The sequence below is a fragment of the Pseudomonas serbica genome, from assembly GCF_028823535.1.
Lineage (GTDB): Bacteria > Pseudomonadota > Gammaproteobacteria > Pseudomonadales > Pseudomonadaceae > Aquipseudomonas > Aquipseudomonas serbica.
Genome location: NZ_JAQIYM010000015.1, coordinates 86,707 through 103,278, shown reverse-complemented (window position 1 = coordinate 103,278; position 16,572 = coordinate 86,707). Strand labels below are relative to the sequence as shown.

Here is a 16,572-nt window from a genome sequence, read left to right as displayed (position 1 = left end):
CAGATTCCTTAAATGAGTTCAGGGGTTAAGCTGAAGGCGATGCACCAGTTGTGCAGCGGATACGGCCGGTCCACCAGCGCGAGGATATTGGCCCCGGCGTACTGGCCGCTGCCGGCTTGATAGACGTAGTTCTCGCAGGCGACCGTGCCGTCACTGTCGCGCAGATTGCCGTTGCCATTGCTGACGGTTTTGCTCGCGTACTGGACCTTCACCACGCCGAAGGTATCGCGGCCCAACACCAGTTCGACCACGGTGTCTGCGGCAATCGCCACCGAGGCAATCGGCACGGCGCCCAAGTCATCCAGCACACGAAAGCCCTTGTCCGCGTAGTCGGTACCGGCCAGCAGCACATACGGCTGATCGAACACCAGCGGCGGGCACGGCACATGAAAATCAATCAGCACCTGGCGCCCGCTCAGGGTCAGGCGACGCGGCGACAGCGGCTTCCAGTCCTGCCCCAGGGTGACCACCCGGTGCAACACCTTGCCCAGTTGCATGCCGACCCAGCGATAACCGTTAGAGTCGAGGTGGCCACCCTTGTCCGTGTAGGGGTAGATCGGCGTGGCCATGAACCAATTGCGCTCCTCCTCGCTCAACTCCCACTGCGCCATGCCAATGGCCAGGTCGTTGCTGTCGGAGGTATAACCGGCGCCGGCCTGGTAGGTAATGATCGCCGGCGGGCTCGCCTGGCCGGCCACGCCCAGGGCAATGTCGGCCTTCCAGATCTCGGCCTGCGCTTTGAGCTTGGCCTTGTAGCCGGCCTTGGTCGTATCACCGCCATAGGCCGTGGTGTAGTTCCACTCGCCCTGCATCCAGAAAATCGCCGGCACGCAGTAGCTGGCGGACTCGGCGGCGGCAATCGTCTTGACCCCTTGCGCCGCCTGCAGCAGGCGCTGATACAACTCCGGCGATGCGCCCTTGCTCAGTTGTTCAATGGAGCGCCCCGCCACCCCGGCGCTGGAGGCCACGAACAGCCGCGAATCATCCTTGGCCAACCCGTGGTGCTGCAAAAACAGGTGCCGGGCAAAATTCACCGCGCCCACTTCTGGCCCCTCGCCTTCGTTCGCCGCGCCGGGCGCCAGGGCCGCCACGTCCGCATCGGAGAGGATCGAGCCGCCACCGGCGACCTGCACCACCGACTTCAAGGGTTTGAGGGCCGCGCCGCCCAACGGGGCGAAGGTCGCCGCTGCGCCGGAGGCCGGACGGGCGCAGTCGCCATACATCAGCGAGCCATCTTTGGCGATCTTCGACAGTGCCGGCCAGCCCTCATAGGCGGTCGACAGGCTCTGCCCGTACATCAGGAAATGGTTGTATTTCGCCACCGCTCGCTGCACTTCACTGTTGAAGTCGCCGCGCACGGCCGCCGACGCCGCCAGGTTGGCCGCATTGCGCTGTCCAATCTGCAGGCGCTCCAGTTGATCCACACCGCCGCTACCCTCACCGGAAAAGGCCGGCGAGCGCAGCACGCCATCGACCATTTCCATCGAGACAAAGCCGACCTCGTCCATCATCTGAAAGTCAGCGCTGTCGGTGGTTTCGATGCGGGCCTTCTGGTTCTCTATTGCGTCGGCCCCCATGTAGGCCTCGGCCGAACCGAAGCCACCGTCGGCGTCTTGCATAAAGGTGCCAAAGCCCGCCGGATCGGCCACGAAGAACCGGGCCCCGGCGGCCGCGTCCAATTGGTTCACCGTTGCATGCAGCTCCGCCATCGACGCCGCACTGGCGTCATCGACGACATGCACCGAGGTGTCAGCGTTGATCCGCTGGTACAGCGAACGGCTGATCAGCGGGTTGCTGCTCTTGACGTAAAAGTAGGCCAGGTCCGCCACCGCCAGGCGCCCCGCCGCTTCGCTGGGGTGAATCTTTCCATCCGTCATCTGCGCGCTGAGTTCCACCACCGCATCCGGGATGGCCTCGCTGTACAAGCGCGCCTGCTTGGCCAGGGTCGGCACCGGACCGGACTCGGTCAGCACATCGGTGTGCGCATCCCCGTTCATCAATTCGTGCTGCATCAACGACGCGGCCTCAGAACGCTGCGCCGCTTCCGACAACGTCCCGGCGTAGCTCTCCAGCGCTGCAATATCGGTCATGTTTTCTTTGCTCCAGACAACAAAAAACCCGCCGAAGCGGGTCAGGGGAAATCATAAAAGGGCGATGGCCGCCGCCGGTCAGTCCGTGACGGGCGCAATCTCTTCAAACGGCACCGCCGGGGCCACCGGCCACTCGATGCTGCCCGGATAGCCGGGTTGCGTTTCGATCCGCGACAGGTACACCCGGTAGCTGCGCCAGGCGTCCAGTTCGGCCTGCTTGAGCGGCAGCGAGGCCGCCTCCTGGTCAGTAGCCAGGCCCAGGCGCACGGCATCCTGCAAGGTCTCCAGCGCGGGCTGTAGCGTGCTGATGGTCGAAGTCGCCAGGGCGCTAAGACGCGCGCGGGTCAGCAGCGCGGCCTGTGCCAGCGCGGGGGTCTCCGGCTCCAGGATCGGCCCGAACTCCAGCGCCACGGCACGCGCAAACAGCTCGCGGCCATACGCTTCGCTATCCTCGGGCGAGGCGGTGAACGGAATGGCGCCCAGGGTGGCGGCGTGTTCCTCGAACACCACCAGCAGGGTGATGGCGGTGCGCTCGAAGTTCCAGCTGGGCTCGCTGGCAGATTCCACAGTCAGCATTTAAGAGATCCTTAAGAAAAGGGTGGTACCTTGGTCGTTCGGATTCGCCGTAGCGACGCCCATGCACCGCCAGGTGCCCGACGCCGCGCCGCCGCTTTGCACGACGTCTTCGGTGTTGGCATACGTCAGACTGCCGCCGGCGACGACCTGCCCAGGACTGAGCGCCCCGCCGCTGCGGTTGGTCATCAGCGCATAGGTGCCGACCCCACCGACCGCGGCCGAGGCTTGAGCAATGATGGCTTTTGGCGTGGCATTGGCATCGTTCCAAAGACCCGCCAGCGCCGCATCGATGGTCGCCTTGGTGTAGGCATCACCGATGCCGTAGGCCGCCAGGGTGCTGCCCCAATTGGCTTTGCCAGCCAGCAAGCCGTCGGTAGTCGTTTTGGTGTAGGCATCGCCGATGCCATAGCCCGCCAGCGAAATCGCGTTGTTGGCTTTGCTGGACAGCAAAAAATCGACATCGACATTTCGATAGGCGTCCCCAATACCGTAGCCCGCCAAGGTCGTCGCTTTGTTGGCCTTGGTCGCCAGCGCCGCATCGATCACCGTCTTGGTATAAGCATCGCCAATGCCGTAGGCCGACAGGGTAATGCCCCAATTGGCTTTGCCGGACAGCAGGAAATCGGTCTGGTTTTTGGTGTAGGCATCGAGGATGCCGTATCCGGCCAGGGTCGTGGCCTTCACCGCCAAGTTGGAGATCATTTCCCGGGCGGCCTTTAACAACTGCTCGTCGTCCTCGACGTCCAGCGCCGGCAGGTACGCCAGAATGAAGTTGACCAGCTCTGCCTGAACCATGTTCAACCATTCGGCACTCAACGGCGTCGGGGGCACCCCGAGCGTCAGCGAGCCATAACGAAAGCCCCCGGCCGGCGTGACCAGGTCAGACCAGGCTGAAATTCTCTGCATGTTTAAAGATCCTCGATTCCTGCGATGGCGGCCGGAAGGGTGTAATGAAGGGCAGTGAACAACTGATCGACCTTGAGCACGATGTCGTCGACCTGCGCCCGGCCATAAGCCAGCACCACATCGGTGTATTGCGGGGCATCACGCTGCAGGCGGCAATCCAACGCGGCCGCCGCCGGGGTGCCGTAAACCTCCAGCGGCGCCGCCGCGATCCAGCCCCAGGGCCAGCCATCGCCATAGAGAAAATCGCCGGCATTGGTGGGCCCGACCCGGGCCGGCCGGAATTCTTCAATGGTGGTCGTGATCCCGACCTGCCGGGCCAGCTTGAGGTAGTAGCTCAGCTGCGGGGCCCCGGTCGCGGTCAGCTTGTCGACCACCGCCTGCCGGCGCTCTTCCAGGCTTTGCGAGCCGGGCACGGTGCAGACATCGGGCAAGCCGAGGTAGCCCTCCCAGTCCGGCAACAGCGCAGTGGCCGTGGCCGGATTCAACTCCAGCAACAAGGCCTCGCCACCGGCCTCGATCCGCGCCAGCTCCGGGGCCAACGCGGCCACCAGTTGCACCCAATCCGGCTCCAGCTCCAGATCGAAGGCCGGGCCCGGCGGCAGCATCTGCCGCAGCTTGTCGACGTAGTCCGCCTCGGTCATAGCCATGTCATCACCCCCGGCACCGCCACCTCATTCGCCGCCATCACCACATCACCCGCCGGCACACTCAACACATGGTCGGTTTCCCCAGGGGTGTTGCTGATCGCCGCCCGCACATGGGTGATTTTCAGGGTCTGATTCGACCCGCCTTCGTCAACGGTCAACCCGCGCAGCGCCTGCGTCACCGCCGCGCGCAGGGCGGTGCTGTCCGGTACCAGGCGGATGCTGAAATTGATCGGCCGCGCGACCGGGGCAATGGCATACACCTCGGCGGTCACCGGGCGTTTTTTGTCCAGGTAGGCCTGAACCTCGGCGACCTGCGCCGGCGTCGGGATAAGGTCGAGATCGCCATCGCGGACAAAGACCAGGCCAAACGTGCCCGGCCCCATCCAGCGCGGCAGAGCCCAGGCGCGAGTAACGCCAGGAACCTCCTTGGCCCATTCGATATAGTCGTCGCCGTTGCCGACCTTGCTGGGGTTTTTGAACGCGGCTTGCACCCGCACGCGCAAGGCTTCCACGCTTTCTAGTTCGGCGCCGCCGACCAGGCCATCGGCGCCGATCACCGCACTGGAGTTGACCCCCAGCACCGGCGTCACCCCGGTCAAGGTACCGGCGGCGACATTGCCCAGGGCGCCGACGTCCTCGGCCTCCAGTGCCAGGCTGGCCACCCCGTCCATCAGGGTGACCGCGGCGGTGACCCGGTAGCGCCGGCCGTCCGGCAATTGATAGAGCTGGTCGGCGTCGACCAGGGCGCCGCTGGAGCCGGTCACCGTGGCCAAGCCCCTGGCCGCCACGGCCGGGGTGCGCCCGTCCTCCAGGCGCCAATCTGCCCAGCGCAACAGCATCTCCTCATCACAGGTCGCCGGGTTGGACTGGCGCGCAATGTAGCCTTGATAGCCGTATAGCTCGAAGGCGGTACCGCTCAGCGCACGGGCCGCCACCTTGGCATCGGCGCGGCGCAGGGCATCCGGGGCATTGCGTTCGAAATCGGCCTCGGTGCGCTGGGTCAGCGCCGGCAGCGTTGGAATGTCATACGGCATTGATCAGCCCCCAGGTGTTCTCAAAGTCCAGCTCCAGGGTGTCGCCGCTCTGTTCGGTCAGCGTCACCCGCAAGTTCATCCGGTCGGTGCCGCGGCGTTCGGGCGTAACGCCCACGGCCGTGACAATGCCGTCATCAAGCAGCCAGGCCAGCGCCTCTTCGGCGTAAGCCTGGGCATCCTGCAGCGTCTGCGCGACCAGCGTGCGGCGCGCCAACAACCACAGGCGCGAGCCGATCTGGTCGCCGACCACCGAGGGCAGGCAGTCGCCCCACCACCCCTTGCGGTCGCTGTCGTCGACCGCGTCATCCGGGCCGGCACGGCGCCAGGTGAACAGGCTGATGGTCACGGCGCGGCGCAACAGATCCTCACGACTCATGCGCCACCCCCCAGCGGCGGCCCGCTTTGATCGGTGCCCCGTTGCACACCGCCGTGTGAGTGCTCGATCTGGCTGACGCCGGCGGCGACCTGATCGCCCTGCGACTCGATGCGGCCCGTCGTTTTGATCAGCGGCGTATCGAATTCCACTGCCGTGTGCGCCTTGACCTTGAGTGTCATGGTCTCCACCTCGATCACACGGTCACGCTTGAAATGAATGAAATCGCCTTCGTCGGTGTACAGGGACACCTCGCCCGGCTTCAGCCCCTGCAGGCGAAAGCGCCGGTCCGCCACCACGATCACCACGCCGTGGCTACGGTCGCCACCGATGAAGGCCGCCAGCGCCTCGGCCCCCTCTTTGGGGCAGGCGGTGAAGCCATAAGGCTCCAGGTGCTCCATGTTGTCTTTGACCTCGCCGGCCAACAGCCGCAGCTGCAGGCTTTGCAGTTTGCTGGCCGAGTTGCCCAAGGCCACCGCCCCGCGCGCCAGCATGTTCGCTATGCCGTTTCTCATGGTTTGTAGTCCGCTGGAATGAGGTATTCAAAGTTGTCGGTCTTCTTGCCCTTCTTCGCCTTGCGTTTCTCGTAGGCGTCGTTCGGCTCCGGCAGAAAGGCCTCGGGCGGGGCCACGCTGATCTTGGCCGTGGTGCCCTGCTCGCTCAGCTCGTAGCTGATTTCACTGATCAGCATGTCGCGGTCCAGCCCGATCAACGGATCGACTACGCGCACCAGCATGTTGTGCCGCCACAGCGCGCCGTTGCTTTGCCGCCAGCCCTGGACCACATAGTTGACCGCCAAGGCCTTGCCGACCGCGCTGGCCCGTTCCCACTCGACCCGCTCACGGGCCAGCTTGGCGGTCAGTTGCCCGGATTGCTGAATGACCTTGACCCGCCGGCGCTCGATCCGCGCGTCGGAGATCCGCGCCTCGACCTCGTTGGCCTGCGCGCCATAAATGACGTCAGAGCCGCTGCGCTGGCCCTTGCTGATGTACTCGGAAAACACCCCGGAAAAGTCCAGATTGGTGTCACCCGACAGCAGGTTCTTGCCCAGCTCCAGGGTATCGACCGCACGCCCGGCGCTGCCCGGTTTGGCAATCACCAGGCGGCCCTGGCCATCGTCGGTGCTGAACAGCCGCGACAGAGTCAACAGCCGGTCGATGCTTTCAAACGCCGTCTCGCCCGGCTCGATGGTGTGGTCTTCCACGCCCAGGGTCAGCGCCGCCTCATTGACCACCGCGATCCCGTATTCGCCGGCCAGCGCGGTGATGATCTGTTGCACGTTTTGTCCGCGCCACTGCCCCGGCTGATTGACCGCGGCGCAATCCACCAGATCCGCGGTGCGCGAACGCCCGCTGATGCTCAGGGTGACCGACTCACTGTCGTAGCGAATCGGCGTGCTGAACACATAACCGGTCAACAGCAGCTCCTGGCCAATGCGCACCTCTACCGCCTCGCCCTGGCGAATCCGCACCGGCACCTCACCGCCGCCCGGCCAGCGCCAGGTGATGCCCAGGGTGAAGTCGCGCGCCTGACGTTCCAGGCCGGCACCGATGCTGACGGCTTTCCAGCCGCCGTAGTCGTGCCCGCCCACGCTCAGGGTGACGTTATTCAGCTGATCCATGGTCAGGCCTTCGCTACTTGCAGTTCAGTGGCCGGGACAAAGCCCGGATGCTGCACCCGGTTACGCGCGACAATTTCCCCGCCGCGCAAGGCATCGCCATACAGCGCATGGGCCAGCACCAGGGCTGACATGGTTTCGGCCGGGGCATAGGTGCGCAGGCCCACGCCGCTGCGCGCCACCTCCGTTAAGTGCCGGTCCAAGGCCTGGCGGGCCTCGCTGAGCGCGCCGAAGTGATCCGGCTGACTTTCGCCCGCCACCGACCACATCGCCTCGCTGATCGTGTCACGCACGGCCAGCACGTCCTCGGCGACCGGCACCGCCGTCTCGACCGCGGCACCAGCGGCCACCGTCGCGCCTTGTTCCGCCAGTTGCACGTCCAGGGCCGCCGGTGCGCTGACGCCCGGCAGGATCGCCACCGGCACCTCGGCCATGTCCAGCAGCACATCCAGCAGTGCCGCGTCCTGCACCAGGGCAATCACCGCGGCTTGGATCACCGCCACCTCCGCGTCATCGGTGGCCGGTGCCTCGGCCGATAACGCCGCCACCGCCGCCGCCTTGGCACTGCTGGCCGGGAACGAACTGCTCGCGCCGGTACCGACGACCGCGCCGCTGGAGCTGCTCGCGCCGGTGTCACTGGAAGACCCGCTGGAACCACCGGCGCCATAACCGCCGAACGAGCGCGCCAGGCCGGTAATCCCCGCCAGCAGACTATCGGCAAACGCCCCCGGCCCATTCAGCAGCGAGGACACCAGGCCGTTGAGGTCGGTGCCCAAGGACGAAGCCGGCTGCAGGAACCTCAAGGCAAAGCCCAAGGCGCCCGACAGCGCCGAGCGCACCGCGCTGGCACGCTGCCGCGCCAGATCAACCGGCGCCATCGCCGCGTTGAAGCGGCCCTTGATCGAGGTCAGCAGGCTCGGCGCCTGGGCCGCCAGTTGCCGGCGAGTGTTCGGCGATTGCACCGGGAAGGCCAGCATGCCGTCGATAAACTCCAGGTTGAAGCGCACCATGCCCAGCTCATTGCGCGCATGCGACACCTCACACTCACCGGCTGTAACGGTCATGCGGCCGAACCAGGGATGCACCAGCTCGCCCGAACCGGGCTTGTCCAGCGCGGTCAGCAGACGATCGCGTTGCGCCAGGCAATCATCCCCGGCGACAAACCCGGTGAACTTGTAGTGCCGAGTGCGCCGCCCCAGGTCTTCGACAAAGGGTTGATCGCGCTGCGGGAACTCATGCAACTGAGTCCGCCGACCGACAGGCACGCTGTCGGTATCCACTAGGAACGGCACCCCCCGAAAGGAGGCGCCTTGTTTACGGTCGCGCCATTCAGTCATTGCGGCTTACTCCCTGAGAGCGAGCGGTAGCCCACTTGCGGCGTGATCGACAGCCCCGGTTGATTGCTCGTGCCCGGATCGACCCGGACACCGGGCGGTGCGCCTTCAAAACGCACCACCAACGCACCGTCAAGCTGAGTGCGGTTATTCGCCAGGGTGGGCTGGAGCAAGGCACCCGGCTCCGGCAGTCGCGGCTGCAGCAAAGCACCCGGCGCCGGCAGCCCCGGCGGACGCAATAGCTGCCCCGGCGCGAGGCCCGGCTGGGTCAGATTGCGTTCGTTTGGCGGATTGCTCGCAAAACTCGCCGCCTTGGCTTGCACGAACGCACCCGGCGCCGACAGTCCCGGCGGGCGTAACAGTTGCCCCGGCACGAATCCGGCCTGGGTCAGATTGCGTTCGTTCTGCTGGATGTTCGCCAAGCTCACCGCATTGGCATGCAGGAACGCCCCAGACCCGCCCCCGGCACCGGCATTGCGCTGGCGTTGCTCGTCGGCATAACCGGCAACTTTGGCGGTGAGGCCGACCCCACCGTCCTCCATCCCAAACATGCTCAGGATCGGTTGCAGGTAAGGTTTGACGCCCTCCCACAAGCCTTTGAAAAAGGCGGTAATCGGTGACCAATGTTTGACGATCAGGCCCAGCGGCGACCAATCAAACACGCCCTTCATGAACTCCATAAAGGGAGTGGCCAGCGCCTTGATCAGCTCCCACAACGCGGTGAAAAACGGCCCAACAGTTTCCCAATTGGCCACGATCAGCCCCGCCGCAGCGGCGATGCCCACGGCGATGATGCCCACCGGAGTGGCGGCAAACGCGACACCCAGAACCCGGGTGGCCACAGTGGCCGCGAACACGGCAATGCGCAGCGCAGTGAAGGCACCGGCCGCCATGGCGATGCCTTTGACCAACTGCGGGTTGTGCTGAATCAAGTCCGCGATCCCGGACATCATCGGCCGCAGGCCTTCGACCACCGCATTGATTCCCGGCAGCAAGGCACTGCCGACGGCCCGCGCCACACTGGCCACGGCATTGCGCAACAGCTGCAGGTTGTTGGCTGTGGTCGCCGCGCGCGAGGCGTACTCGTTTTCCATCGAGCCGCTGTATTTCTGCGCATCCGCGACCTTTTGCAGGTTGCCTTTGAGCAGATCCAGATTGGTCAACAGCGGCGCGATCGCGGTGATCGACTCGGTGCCAAACAGTTCCGAGAGCAACCCCGCCTGCTTGTCCTTGTCGACGCGCTTGATGCGGTCGAGGATGCCCAGCACCGCCCCCTGCGCATCGGTCTGCATGGCCTTGGCCACCACCTTGGAATCCAGGCGCAAGGCTTTGAAGGCCAGCGCCTGATCCTTTGTTGCCGCCGAGCCTTTGGTCATGGCCAGCATGAAGTTCTTGATGCCGGTGGCCGCTACATCCTGCTCCACGCCGACGCCCGCCATGGTCGCGCCGAGCGCCGCGATCTGCCCGGAGGCCAGACCGGCAATCTCGCCCAACGGGCCGATGCGGGTGACGATGTCGGAAATCTGCTTGGTGTTGGCCGGGCCGGTGTTGCCCAGGTAGTTGATCTTGTCCGCGAGCGTTTCCACATCGCCCTGGGTCAGTTTGAACGAGGTGCGCCACTTCGCCATCATGTCGCCCGACTCGTCGGCGGTCTGGTCGAAGGCAATGCCCATCTTCACCGCCGCCTCGGCAAAGCCCAACAGTTCCTCACGGGCAATGCCCGACTGCCCACCGGCCGCCACAATCTTGGCGATGTCATTGGCGGCCATGGGCAGGCGCTCGGACAGCTTGCCAATGTCGTCGCCCATCTGCTTGAACTGCACCGGGGTGTCGAAGTTGACCACCTTCTTCACGTCAGCCATGGCCGTCTCGAACTGAATCGCGGCCGCCGCGCCGGCAATGAACGGGGCGGCCAAAGCCCCCCCGGTCACGATGTCGCTAAAGCCAATCTTGCCCAGCCCCGTACGCTCCAGCCCCTTGCGAAAACCGGCGACGTTTTTGCGGATACCGGCCAGGGTCGGCGACAGCTTGTCGACACCGGTGATCAGCGCCTTGAGTTGAAACTTGTCGGCCATACCCTACCCCTGCGGAATTTGATTAATGCGCTGGGCGTTCGCCAACGACTCGGCAAACGTATCCAGCGGCAGCGCCATCATCTGCTCGGGCCCGACCTTCCAGAAGAAAGCCAGGTCATACACCACGGCGATCAGGCCTTCGACGTCTTCGATGCCGCAGTCATGAAAAAACCCGTCACAGCCCAGCCCAGGTTGTTCAAGTCGTAGAGGTCCAGCTGGTTCACCGACGGTGATGGAATCCCGGCACAGACCGCGATGTATTTGGCCGCCACCTCCATGTCGAGGGTGACCTCTTCGTTTTTGTCGATCTTGTAAGGCAGCGCCTTGATCGCGCGCACCTCGGCCACCGTCGGCCGGCGCAGGGTGACTTCCAGCACTTCCTGGTCATGCGCCTGAATCGGCGCGGCCAATTGGTAGGGCTTCGCTTCCTTTACTTGGCCTTCTTCCACTTCGCTCATTGGAAACCTCCTTTGTTGCCGTCCCATTGAATGTCAATGGTGCCGTCATCGCCCTTCGCAGTCGGCTCGTCCACCACGTAGGCGCCCGACAACACGTAGACGCGGCCGTTTTTGAACTCGACGGTGATCGTCGCATCGGTGTCGGCCATGATTTCTTTGATCGGTAGGTCCGGCGCATCGACAATGGTGGCCTTCACAAACGGCACCAGGTCTTCTTCCTTGAAAAAGCCCGGCGCCACCGACTCGCGTTTTTTGTCACCCAGCAGCACTTCCACGCCACCGGTGACGGTGAACTGAACCCCGTTTGCCTTGATGTAAACGGTGCCCGCAACTTTCTGGCCCATGGCCTCTCTCCTACAAAAAAGCCCGCACGCGGCGAGCTATAAACCTTGGTTGGATCAGACCGCGTACTGCAGGCGGAATTGATACTGCAGCGCGAAGATCCGCAGCTGATTGACCAGGTCCGGCGGATATAACACGTTGAGCCGGTTCGGGTTGGTGGCCGAGCGCTCCACGATCAGATTGGCCGCGAAAGCCTCGGCGTTCTCAACAATGCCCAGCTGCTCCAGCGCGTAGTAGCCGGCGATCATTTCCGCGCGAATCACGTTCGGCGTGACGATGGCCTGGCCAGCACCGAAGCGCGTGCCGTCATTGGCCAACTTGTGCCGGCCATATTTGCTGGTGACCCGCGACTTCAGGTAGCCGATGACAAACGCCGACTGGTGCAGTGTCTCGCTGTCCAGGCAGGAATCGTCGGCCTGGCCGAAGGCGTTGAACTGGTAGCTGGTAATCGCCCGCTCGATGCGCTGCGCACCACCGCCGAAGTAGGCCGTGGCAATGCCGCGGTTCAACAGCGACTGCCGTTCGGTCAAGGTGAAGCGCGCACCGGCCGGGGCCGGGGTGATGCCGGCCAATTCGCCGGTTTGCGTCGGCCGTGCCGGGTCGGCCGAGATGAACACCGCGGTGCGCGCCGCGTAGGCCGCCGCCACATTCCATACCGGATCGGGGCAGGCCGCCTCAAAGCCGTGAATCGTCGCGTGCTGATCGTTGCGCGATGCACTCAAGGCAACCAATTCGCCGAGGGTGCCGCGCTGGGCGGTGTAGACATGCCCATAAAGCTGCTTGGCCCAGCTCCAGCGACCGCTGGAATCGTCCATGAAGGCTTTCCAGGCATCCAACGAAGTGGCATCGGCCCACGGCGCACAGATGAACTCGAACGGCTCGTCGCCGAGGCTGGCCAAGGCCGCCGCGACGTCGGGCGTGCCCACACCCCCGGTCATCGGCGCCACCACGGCGGTCAGGCCGGCTGGCGTGGCTTCGCCGTTGTTACGGCCCAGGCGATTGAGCTGCAGCGCCAGGTCATTACCGCTCAGACCCGACCATTTGCAGGTCAGCGTCACCACGCCGACGGCCGCCACTGCGGTCACCGCCAGTCCGGCGGCATTCACCGCCGCCGCCAACGCCGCGGCCGCCGCGGTCGGGGTGGCGCCCTTGGCCACGGTCGCGCGCACACGACTGCCACCGACATACAGGTTCAGTTCGCCACCGGCGGTGGCCGTGCCAGTGATGGTCACTGTGCCAGATGCCTTGGTGCCGGTGGCCTTGATCGGCAGGCACCAGACCTCGCCCGCTGGATCGTTGCGGCGCCAGGTGTCATACATCTGCGCGAGCATCGAGCCATTACCGCCGATGCTCCTGGCCAGGCCCAGGCTCGACACCAGGGTCAGTTGGCCAATTTCCGTGGCGGTGGCGTCGTCATTGACCTGCGCCACGATGAGCCGCGGCATGCTCGAACCGCCGCTGTTGGCCTGCGAATTGTCGACCTCAGCGTAGAACAGCGGCACGCGTAGATCGCTGGGGATGGTGTTAAAGCTGATGGTCATTCTTCAGCGCTCCCAGTGGTGGCCGGAGCCGGAGGGTTTGGGGTGGCCTTGGCCTTTTTCGGCGCGTCGCGGGTGACGTCCTGGTCCTGCAGGCGGCGCAGCCAATACGCATCACGCGGGACATCACGTCCGTCCGCGGGCAAGTTGCCGCCGGCTTCAGGGTCGGGCACCACTCGGCCCGCGGCCGGGTACACAGTCATGCGGCTCATGGAGAGTCCTCAGTGGGTTGCGGTAGTTCAACGGAGAAAGTCGCCTCGACTCGACCATCGGGGCCAGGACGCTGCAGGTTGGGGTCAGCCGGGTCGATAAAGTCCACGTTGAAATCGACACCTGTGAACCCGGGCAGACCATCGAGTTCGAACTCTTGCCAGGTTTCGGCAGGCTCATCGTCACGATTGCGACCAAGTTGGAACTCGGAAAAGAACGTGAACTGGTAAACCACTCGGGCACGACTGATATGTAGAAGCGCGCCTTTGCCATATTCAATGGGGTCGTACTCAGCGGAAGGTATCCAGCCAACCAAGGCCCGCCAGAGCTCGGCGCGGAGATCGTGCAAAATGTCGTTGTCCGCCTGCCCCCGCTCGTCAGAGGCTTCCAGAACAATCACCACATTGAATTGATCAGTGATGTCCTGGATCACCATGTTCTGCGCTTTGCTCGAGCTCGCAGCGTCAGCAGTGGCAATGACGTAAGCAGCAGGGAGAGCCAGGTGGGCACTTTCAACGACTGCATCCCAGTCGATGCCGCCGGAAACTCGGCCGGCAAAAGACGGGCACGTCACTCGCAAGTGAGCAACGATCGGGTTCAGTTTCATAGAAGTGTCCGGAGGGGGCAGCGATCAACGCAGGGCAGCGGCAAACGCAGCAGAAAGTATCGATTGAACTTGCGATGATGAATCCTGCAAAGCATCGGCCATGTAGTTGTCGCGAGGCTTGATGCGCCATGCGCCGGCGGCACGCTCAGCAAGCGCGGCAGCCCTTGCGCCAATGGCGCGGCGGTTCGATTTGCCCTTGCCCTTACCAGGTGCGAGCTTTCCGAGTTTTCGACCCTTCTTCACCCCATAGTGAAGGTAAGCCGGGTAAAACTCTTCCATCGCCGAGGTCTTGGTCGGGGAGATACGGACAAGGAAACCCGAGCGGGAAACCTTAAAACTTACCGATTCAACCGTGGCGCCCGTTCGATTTACCGGATAGCCGTCCTGGCCTTTGCCCAGCGCAAGATTCATCTGTGCTCGCTGGGTGATCAGCAGACCAACTTTGCGCATCCCGGCGCGAATCATTCGCTTGTCGAAGGCGTCTCGTTCAAAGCTGTCGAAACCCTCAACGTGTAGATAACCGTCAATCGAAGCGGAGTTAGACATAGATGTCGCCTCCGCTCTTGAGTTGGCCTAACTCCTCAACTTCAAGGACTGTAAATCTGTGCGCCCCATTCAAGTCGGCGATGCGTTTCACTCGGTACAATGTCTCACCGTGAACGATTTCATGAGCATCGGTGATACCAGAGTGGTAGCGCAGCGTGATGCGATGAGTGAGCTTGTTGTCTGTCTGAACTCCATGGGCGTATATCGCGGTCCCGACAGGCTCTATCTTCGCCCAGCGTTTTCTAGGCTCAGAAAACACCGGTTCCAGGCCCATATCCGAAGCTGGGACATCGGATCTGAGTCGAAGGGTGATACGCCTGTTGAGCTCGCCGGTATGCGGTTCACGAAGCTGGTTTGCGCCACGAGCCATTAGATCCCCCACCCTATCCGATACGGCGTCAGCAGTGACCGCGAACCGGCAGGCATGCTGCTGAACTCGCCCCCCACCAACTCGTCTTCGCGATTACTGTAAAGGTCTCCCAAAATCAGCAAGCACGCTGCGCGAATGGAAGGATTGATCAAGATCGGTTTCAAACCGGCAGATCCGTTGAGGACAGCGGCGTCCAATGCAGCCGCATTTGCATAGAACCGGCGATTGAGAAACTGCGCCGCGCTGTCTTCGGCCGCCGCCAAAAGCAACTCCACATGCGCTCGATCATCTTCCTCCGCCCGCAAATGCTGAATTGCTTCGTCGGTCGATATGGCGTTCATATCAGGCCTTTGAATCTGTATCAGTCGCGAGGCCAGCAGCGATCAGCGAGGTCGCGTCATGCTTCGGCGAAAGATAACCGGCACCACCCCGGCGGCGGATTTCTTTGCCGTCCAGGTAGCTTCGCAGCGGGTAAATCATGATCGAGTTGTCAGTAACCGCTCCGCCCGCGGGAGACGTGTCCACAGACGTATCAGTGGCATTGTCATTTTCCACAGGCGAGCTTGGAGTATTACGCGCCATATCGATATCTCCTAAACGAGCAAGGCCACCAAGCGGTGGCCTTTTTATCGGGGATTAAGCGGCAGTCAGGTCGCCGGTAACGAACGCTTCAGGTCGGTACACGGTGAACGCCAAGCGTTCTTCTGCACGGATGGTGACCATGTTGTTTTCGAAGTCCTTGTCGTTCTCGGTCGAGATGAGCACCTCGATGCCCATACGGTCGAAGATCTGCGCGGCAAGGCTGAAGGCACCGACCAGGAACTGGTCTTGGACAATGGCCTGGGTTTCAACCACCGGCAGGTTCCATAGGCGAGGCGCGGTACCGTCCTGAGGCTTGCCGATGATGTAACGACCTTCGCCGTCCTTCAGGAGCTCGATCGCTGCCCAATCGATAGGGTTAAGGACCACGCCGGTCGATGGGAACTCAGCCAAGGTCGCCTGCAGTAGTGCCAGGCGAATGCGGTCGATGCGCTGCTCGGCGGCCACGGTGATTCCGGCCGGTGCAGCGTACGTTTGAGCTTGAGGAATGATGCCTTTGAGGTTGTTGCCAGTACCGTTGCCATACAGCAGCTGGGCTTCTTCGGCCAGCAGCAGCCCGTAACGCGCACGTGCGTCAATGTAGCTTTGAAGTGCGGCGGCATCATCCAGAATCTGGCGGCTACCTTTGAACAGGTGAGCAATGGTGCGAACGTTGGCGTTATCCAACGCGAAAGTCAGATTGCTGTATGGCTTGGCCAAGCCTTCGCCGACGATCGCGGCGTTGTTGGTAAAGCCGGTCTCTCGGACGTATTCAACAGCGTTGCTGCCAGTGGTACCCGGCGCGACCAAGTCGCGAATAGTCAGGCGGCGCTGAGGGGCAATAATCACGCCGACGCGGTCAGGGGCGACCAGGGCGCCGCCGGTGGCGGTGGTGATGGCGGCGCGCGGAACCTCGACTCGACGCGAGCCGCGAAACGAACTGGTCACGCCCTCTTCGGTCATCTTGGCGGCCACCAGGTGACCAGCAGACTGCTGCACTTCTGGCTCATGCAGCTTGCCAGCATTGACCAGCTTCTGCTCCGCCTCCTGCACACGGGCTTGCAGCTCGCCTTGCTTGAGCAGCAGCTCATCAACCTTGCCACGGGTTTCCGCCTGCATCTCACCGGAAGCTTTGATTTCCTTCTCGGTGCGCTCGGCATAGGTTTTGATTTGATCGCCAACCGCTTTTAGGTCGGCCTGGGTTTGCTTCTGGGAGGCTTCGATTTGAGCGTAATCCGGAGCAGGCATTTTTTGGTCCTTTCAGAAATG

The 16,572-nt window shown here is 63.5% G+C and carries 20 protein-coding genes; all 20 read right to left on the bottom strand.

Annotated elements, in window-relative coordinates; genetic code table 11:
• Positions 1-8: 8 nt before the first annotated feature.
• Positions 9-2,090 (bottom strand): hypothetical protein, encoded by a 2,082-nt coding sequence (locus tag NQL71_RS23780; protein WP_274643428.1) that lies wholly within the window; start codon positions 2,088-2,090, stop codon positions 9-11.
• A gap of 78 nt (positions 2,091-2,168) precedes the next feature.
• On the bottom strand, positions 2,169-2,666 hold the full coding sequence (locus NQL71_RS23775; RefSeq protein WP_274643427.1) for a tail fiber assembly protein: 498 nt from the start codon (positions 2,664-2,666) through the stop codon (positions 2,169-2,171).
• Complete coding sequence (locus tag NQL71_RS23770) at positions 2,667-3,572, bottom strand: hypothetical protein (protein WP_274643426.1); 906 nt, start codon at positions 3,570-3,572, stop codon at positions 2,667-2,669. It lies immediately after the preceding gene.
• Positions 3,573-3,574: 2 nt separating this feature from the next.
• Positions 3,575-4,219, bottom strand: a complete 645-nt coding sequence (locus NQL71_RS23765; protein ID WP_274643425.1) for a YmfQ family protein — start codon at positions 4,217-4,219, stop codon at positions 3,575-3,577.
• Positions 4,210-5,253 (bottom strand): baseplate J/gp47 family protein, encoded by a 1,044-nt coding sequence (locus tag NQL71_RS23760; protein ID WP_274643424.1) that lies wholly within the window; start codon positions 5,251-5,253, stop codon positions 4,210-4,212. Before NQL71_RS23760 ends, NQL71_RS23765 begins: the two co-directional genes overlap by 10 nt.
• A complete protein-coding gene (locus NQL71_RS23755) occupies positions 5,243-5,629 on the bottom strand; it encodes a phage GP46 family protein (RefSeq protein WP_274643423.1) in 387 nt (128 codons plus the stop codon). The genes NQL71_RS23760 and NQL71_RS23755 overlap by 11 nt, the downstream gene beginning before the upstream one ends.
• Positions 5,626-6,141, bottom strand: coding sequence for a phage baseplate assembly protein V (locus tag NQL71_RS23750; RefSeq protein ID WP_274643422.1), 516 nt, complete (start codon positions 6,139-6,141; stop codon positions 5,626-5,628). Before NQL71_RS23750 ends, NQL71_RS23755 begins: the two co-directional genes overlap by 4 nt.
• Positions 6,138-7,247, bottom strand: coding sequence for a phage baseplate assembly protein (locus NQL71_RS23745; protein ID WP_274643421.1), 1,110 nt, complete (start codon positions 7,245-7,247; stop codon positions 6,138-6,140). Before NQL71_RS23745 ends, NQL71_RS23750 begins: the two co-directional genes overlap by 4 nt.
• Positions 7,248-7,249: 2 nt before the next feature.
• Positions 7,250-8,581: a DNA circularization protein gene (locus tag NQL71_RS23740; protein ID WP_274643420.1), complete on the bottom strand. Its 1,332-nt coding sequence runs from the start codon at positions 8,579-8,581 to the stop codon at positions 7,250-7,252.
• The gene (locus NQL71_RS23735) at positions 8,578-10,653 is read right to left on the bottom strand and encodes a phage tail tape measure protein (protein WP_274643419.1); all 2,076 of its coding nucleotides are present in this window, start codon (positions 10,651-10,653) and stop codon (positions 8,578-8,580) included. Before NQL71_RS23735 ends, NQL71_RS23740 begins: the two co-directional genes overlap by 4 nt.
• A gap of 131 nt (positions 10,654-10,784) precedes the next feature.
• Entirely contained in the window at positions 10,785-11,111 is a 327-nt protein-coding gene (locus NQL71_RS23730) for a phage tail assembly protein (protein ID WP_274643418.1), read from the bottom strand.
• Entirely contained in the window at positions 11,108-11,455 is a 348-nt protein-coding gene (locus tag NQL71_RS23725; protein ID WP_274643417.1) for a phage tail tube protein, read from the bottom strand. The genes NQL71_RS23730 and NQL71_RS23725 overlap by 4 nt, the downstream gene beginning before the upstream one ends.
• A gap of 54 nt (positions 11,456-11,509) precedes the next feature.
• Complete coding sequence (locus NQL71_RS23720; RefSeq protein ID WP_274643416.1) at positions 11,510-12,994, bottom strand: phage tail sheath subtilisin-like domain-containing protein; 1,485 nt, start codon at positions 12,992-12,994, stop codon at positions 11,510-11,512.
• Complete coding sequence (locus NQL71_RS23715) at positions 12,991-13,203, bottom strand: DUF2635 domain-containing protein (RefSeq protein WP_274643415.1); 213 nt, start codon at positions 13,201-13,203, stop codon at positions 12,991-12,993. Before NQL71_RS23715 ends, NQL71_RS23720 begins: the two co-directional genes overlap by 4 nt.
• Positions 13,200-13,808, bottom strand: coding sequence for a phage tail terminator protein (locus tag NQL71_RS23710; RefSeq protein WP_274643414.1), 609 nt, complete (start codon positions 13,806-13,808; stop codon positions 13,200-13,202). Before NQL71_RS23710 ends, NQL71_RS23715 begins: the two co-directional genes overlap by 4 nt.
• Before the next feature lie 24 nt (positions 13,809-13,832).
• Positions 13,833-14,354, bottom strand: a complete 522-nt coding sequence (locus NQL71_RS23705) for a hypothetical protein (RefSeq protein ID WP_274643413.1) — start codon at positions 14,352-14,354, stop codon at positions 13,833-13,835.
• A complete protein-coding gene (locus NQL71_RS23700) occupies positions 14,347-14,724 on the bottom strand; it encodes a phage head closure protein (protein ID WP_274643412.1) in 378 nt (125 codons plus the stop codon). Before NQL71_RS23700 ends, NQL71_RS23705 begins: the two co-directional genes overlap by 8 nt.
• Positions 14,724-15,065, bottom strand: a complete 342-nt coding sequence (locus NQL71_RS23695; protein ID WP_274643411.1) for a head-tail connector protein — start codon at positions 15,063-15,065, stop codon at positions 14,724-14,726. Before NQL71_RS23695 ends, NQL71_RS23700 begins: the two co-directional genes overlap by 1 nt.
• A 1-nt stretch (position 15,066) precedes the next feature.
• Complete coding sequence (locus tag NQL71_RS23690; protein WP_274643410.1) at positions 15,067-15,306, bottom strand: hypothetical protein; 240 nt, start codon at positions 15,304-15,306, stop codon at positions 15,067-15,069.
• Between the two features lie 54 nt (positions 15,307-15,360).
• The gene (locus tag NQL71_RS23685; protein WP_274643409.1) at positions 15,361-16,551 is read right to left on the bottom strand and encodes a phage major capsid protein; all 1,191 of its coding nucleotides are present in this window, start codon (positions 16,549-16,551) and stop codon (positions 15,361-15,363) included.
• Between the last annotated feature and the right edge of the window lie 21 nt (positions 16,552-16,572).

What these genes read in the sequence shown, in the direction of transcription:
- NQL71_RS23760 (WP_274643424.1), bottom strand. Translation starts at nt 5,253, where the DNA reads ATGCCGTATGACATTCCAACGCTGCCGGCGCTGACCCAGCGCACCGAG.
- NQL71_RS23745 (WP_274643421.1), bottom strand. Translation starts at nt 7,247, where the DNA reads ATGGATCAGCTGAATAACGTCACCCTGAGCGTGGGCGGGCACGACTAC.
- NQL71_RS23775 (WP_274643427.1), bottom strand. Translation starts at nt 2,666, where the DNA reads ATGCTGACTGTGGAATCTGCCAGCGAGCCCAGCTGGAACTTCGAGCGC.
- NQL71_RS23705 (WP_274643413.1), bottom strand. Translation starts at nt 14,354, where the DNA reads ATGTCTAACTCCGCTTCGATTGACGGTTATCTACACGTTGAGGGTTTC.
- NQL71_RS23730 (WP_274643418.1), bottom strand. Translation starts at nt 11,111, where the DNA reads ATGAGCGAAGTGGAAGAAGGCCAAGTAAAGGAAGCGAAGCCCTACCAA.
- NQL71_RS23725 (WP_274643417.1), bottom strand. Translation starts at nt 11,455, where the DNA reads ATGGGCCAGAAAGTTGCGGGCACCGTTTACATCAAGGCAAACGGGGTT.
- NQL71_RS23710 (WP_274643414.1), bottom strand. Translation starts at nt 13,808, where the DNA reads ATGAAACTGAACCCGATCGTTGCTCACTTGCGAGTGACGTGCCCGTCT.
- NQL71_RS23700 (WP_274643412.1), bottom strand. Translation starts at nt 14,724, where the DNA reads ATGGCTCGTGGCGCAAACCAGCTTCGTGAACCGCATACCGGCGAGCTC.
- NQL71_RS23735 (WP_274643419.1), bottom strand. Translation starts at nt 10,653, where the DNA reads ATGGCCGACAAGTTTCAACTCAAGGCGCTGATCACCGGTGTCGACAAG.
- NQL71_RS23740 (WP_274643420.1), bottom strand. Translation starts at nt 8,581, where the DNA reads ATGACTGAATGGCGCGACCGTAAACAAGGCGCCTCCTTTCGGGGGGTG.
- NQL71_RS23715 (WP_274643415.1), bottom strand. Translation starts at nt 13,203, where the DNA reads ATGAGCCGCATGACTGTGTACCCGGCCGCGGGCCGAGTGGTGCCCGAC.
- NQL71_RS23765 (WP_274643425.1), bottom strand. Translation starts at nt 4,219, where the DNA reads ATGGCTATGACCGAGGCGGACTACGTCGACAAGCTGCGGCAGATGCTG.
- NQL71_RS23695 (WP_274643411.1), bottom strand. Translation starts at nt 15,065, where the DNA reads ATGAACGCCATATCGACCGACGAAGCAATTCAGCATTTGCGGGCGGAG.
- NQL71_RS23780 (WP_274643428.1), bottom strand. Translation starts at nt 2,090, where the DNA reads ATGACCGATATTGCAGCGCTGGAGAGCTACGCCGGGACGTTGTCGGAA.
- NQL71_RS23690 (WP_274643410.1), bottom strand. Translation starts at nt 15,306, where the DNA reads ATGGCGCGTAATACTCCAAGCTCGCCTGTGGAAAATGACAATGCCACT.
- NQL71_RS23770 (WP_274643426.1), bottom strand. Translation starts at nt 3,572, where the DNA reads ATGCAGAGAATTTCAGCCTGGTCTGACCTGGTCACGCCGGCCGGGGGC.
- NQL71_RS23755 (WP_274643423.1), bottom strand. Translation starts at nt 5,629, where the DNA reads ATGAGTCGTGAGGATCTGTTGCGCCGCGCCGTGACCATCAGCCTGTTC.
- NQL71_RS23750 (WP_274643422.1), bottom strand. Translation starts at nt 6,141, where the DNA reads ATGAGAAACGGCATAGCGAACATGCTGGCGCGCGGGGCGGTGGCCTTG.
- NQL71_RS23720 (WP_274643416.1), bottom strand. Translation starts at nt 12,994, where the DNA reads ATGACCATCAGCTTTAACACCATCCCCAGCGATCTACGCGTGCCGCTG.
- NQL71_RS23685 (WP_274643409.1), bottom strand. Translation starts at nt 16,551, where the DNA reads ATGCCTGCTCCGGATTACGCTCAAATCGAAGCCTCCCAGAAGCAAACC.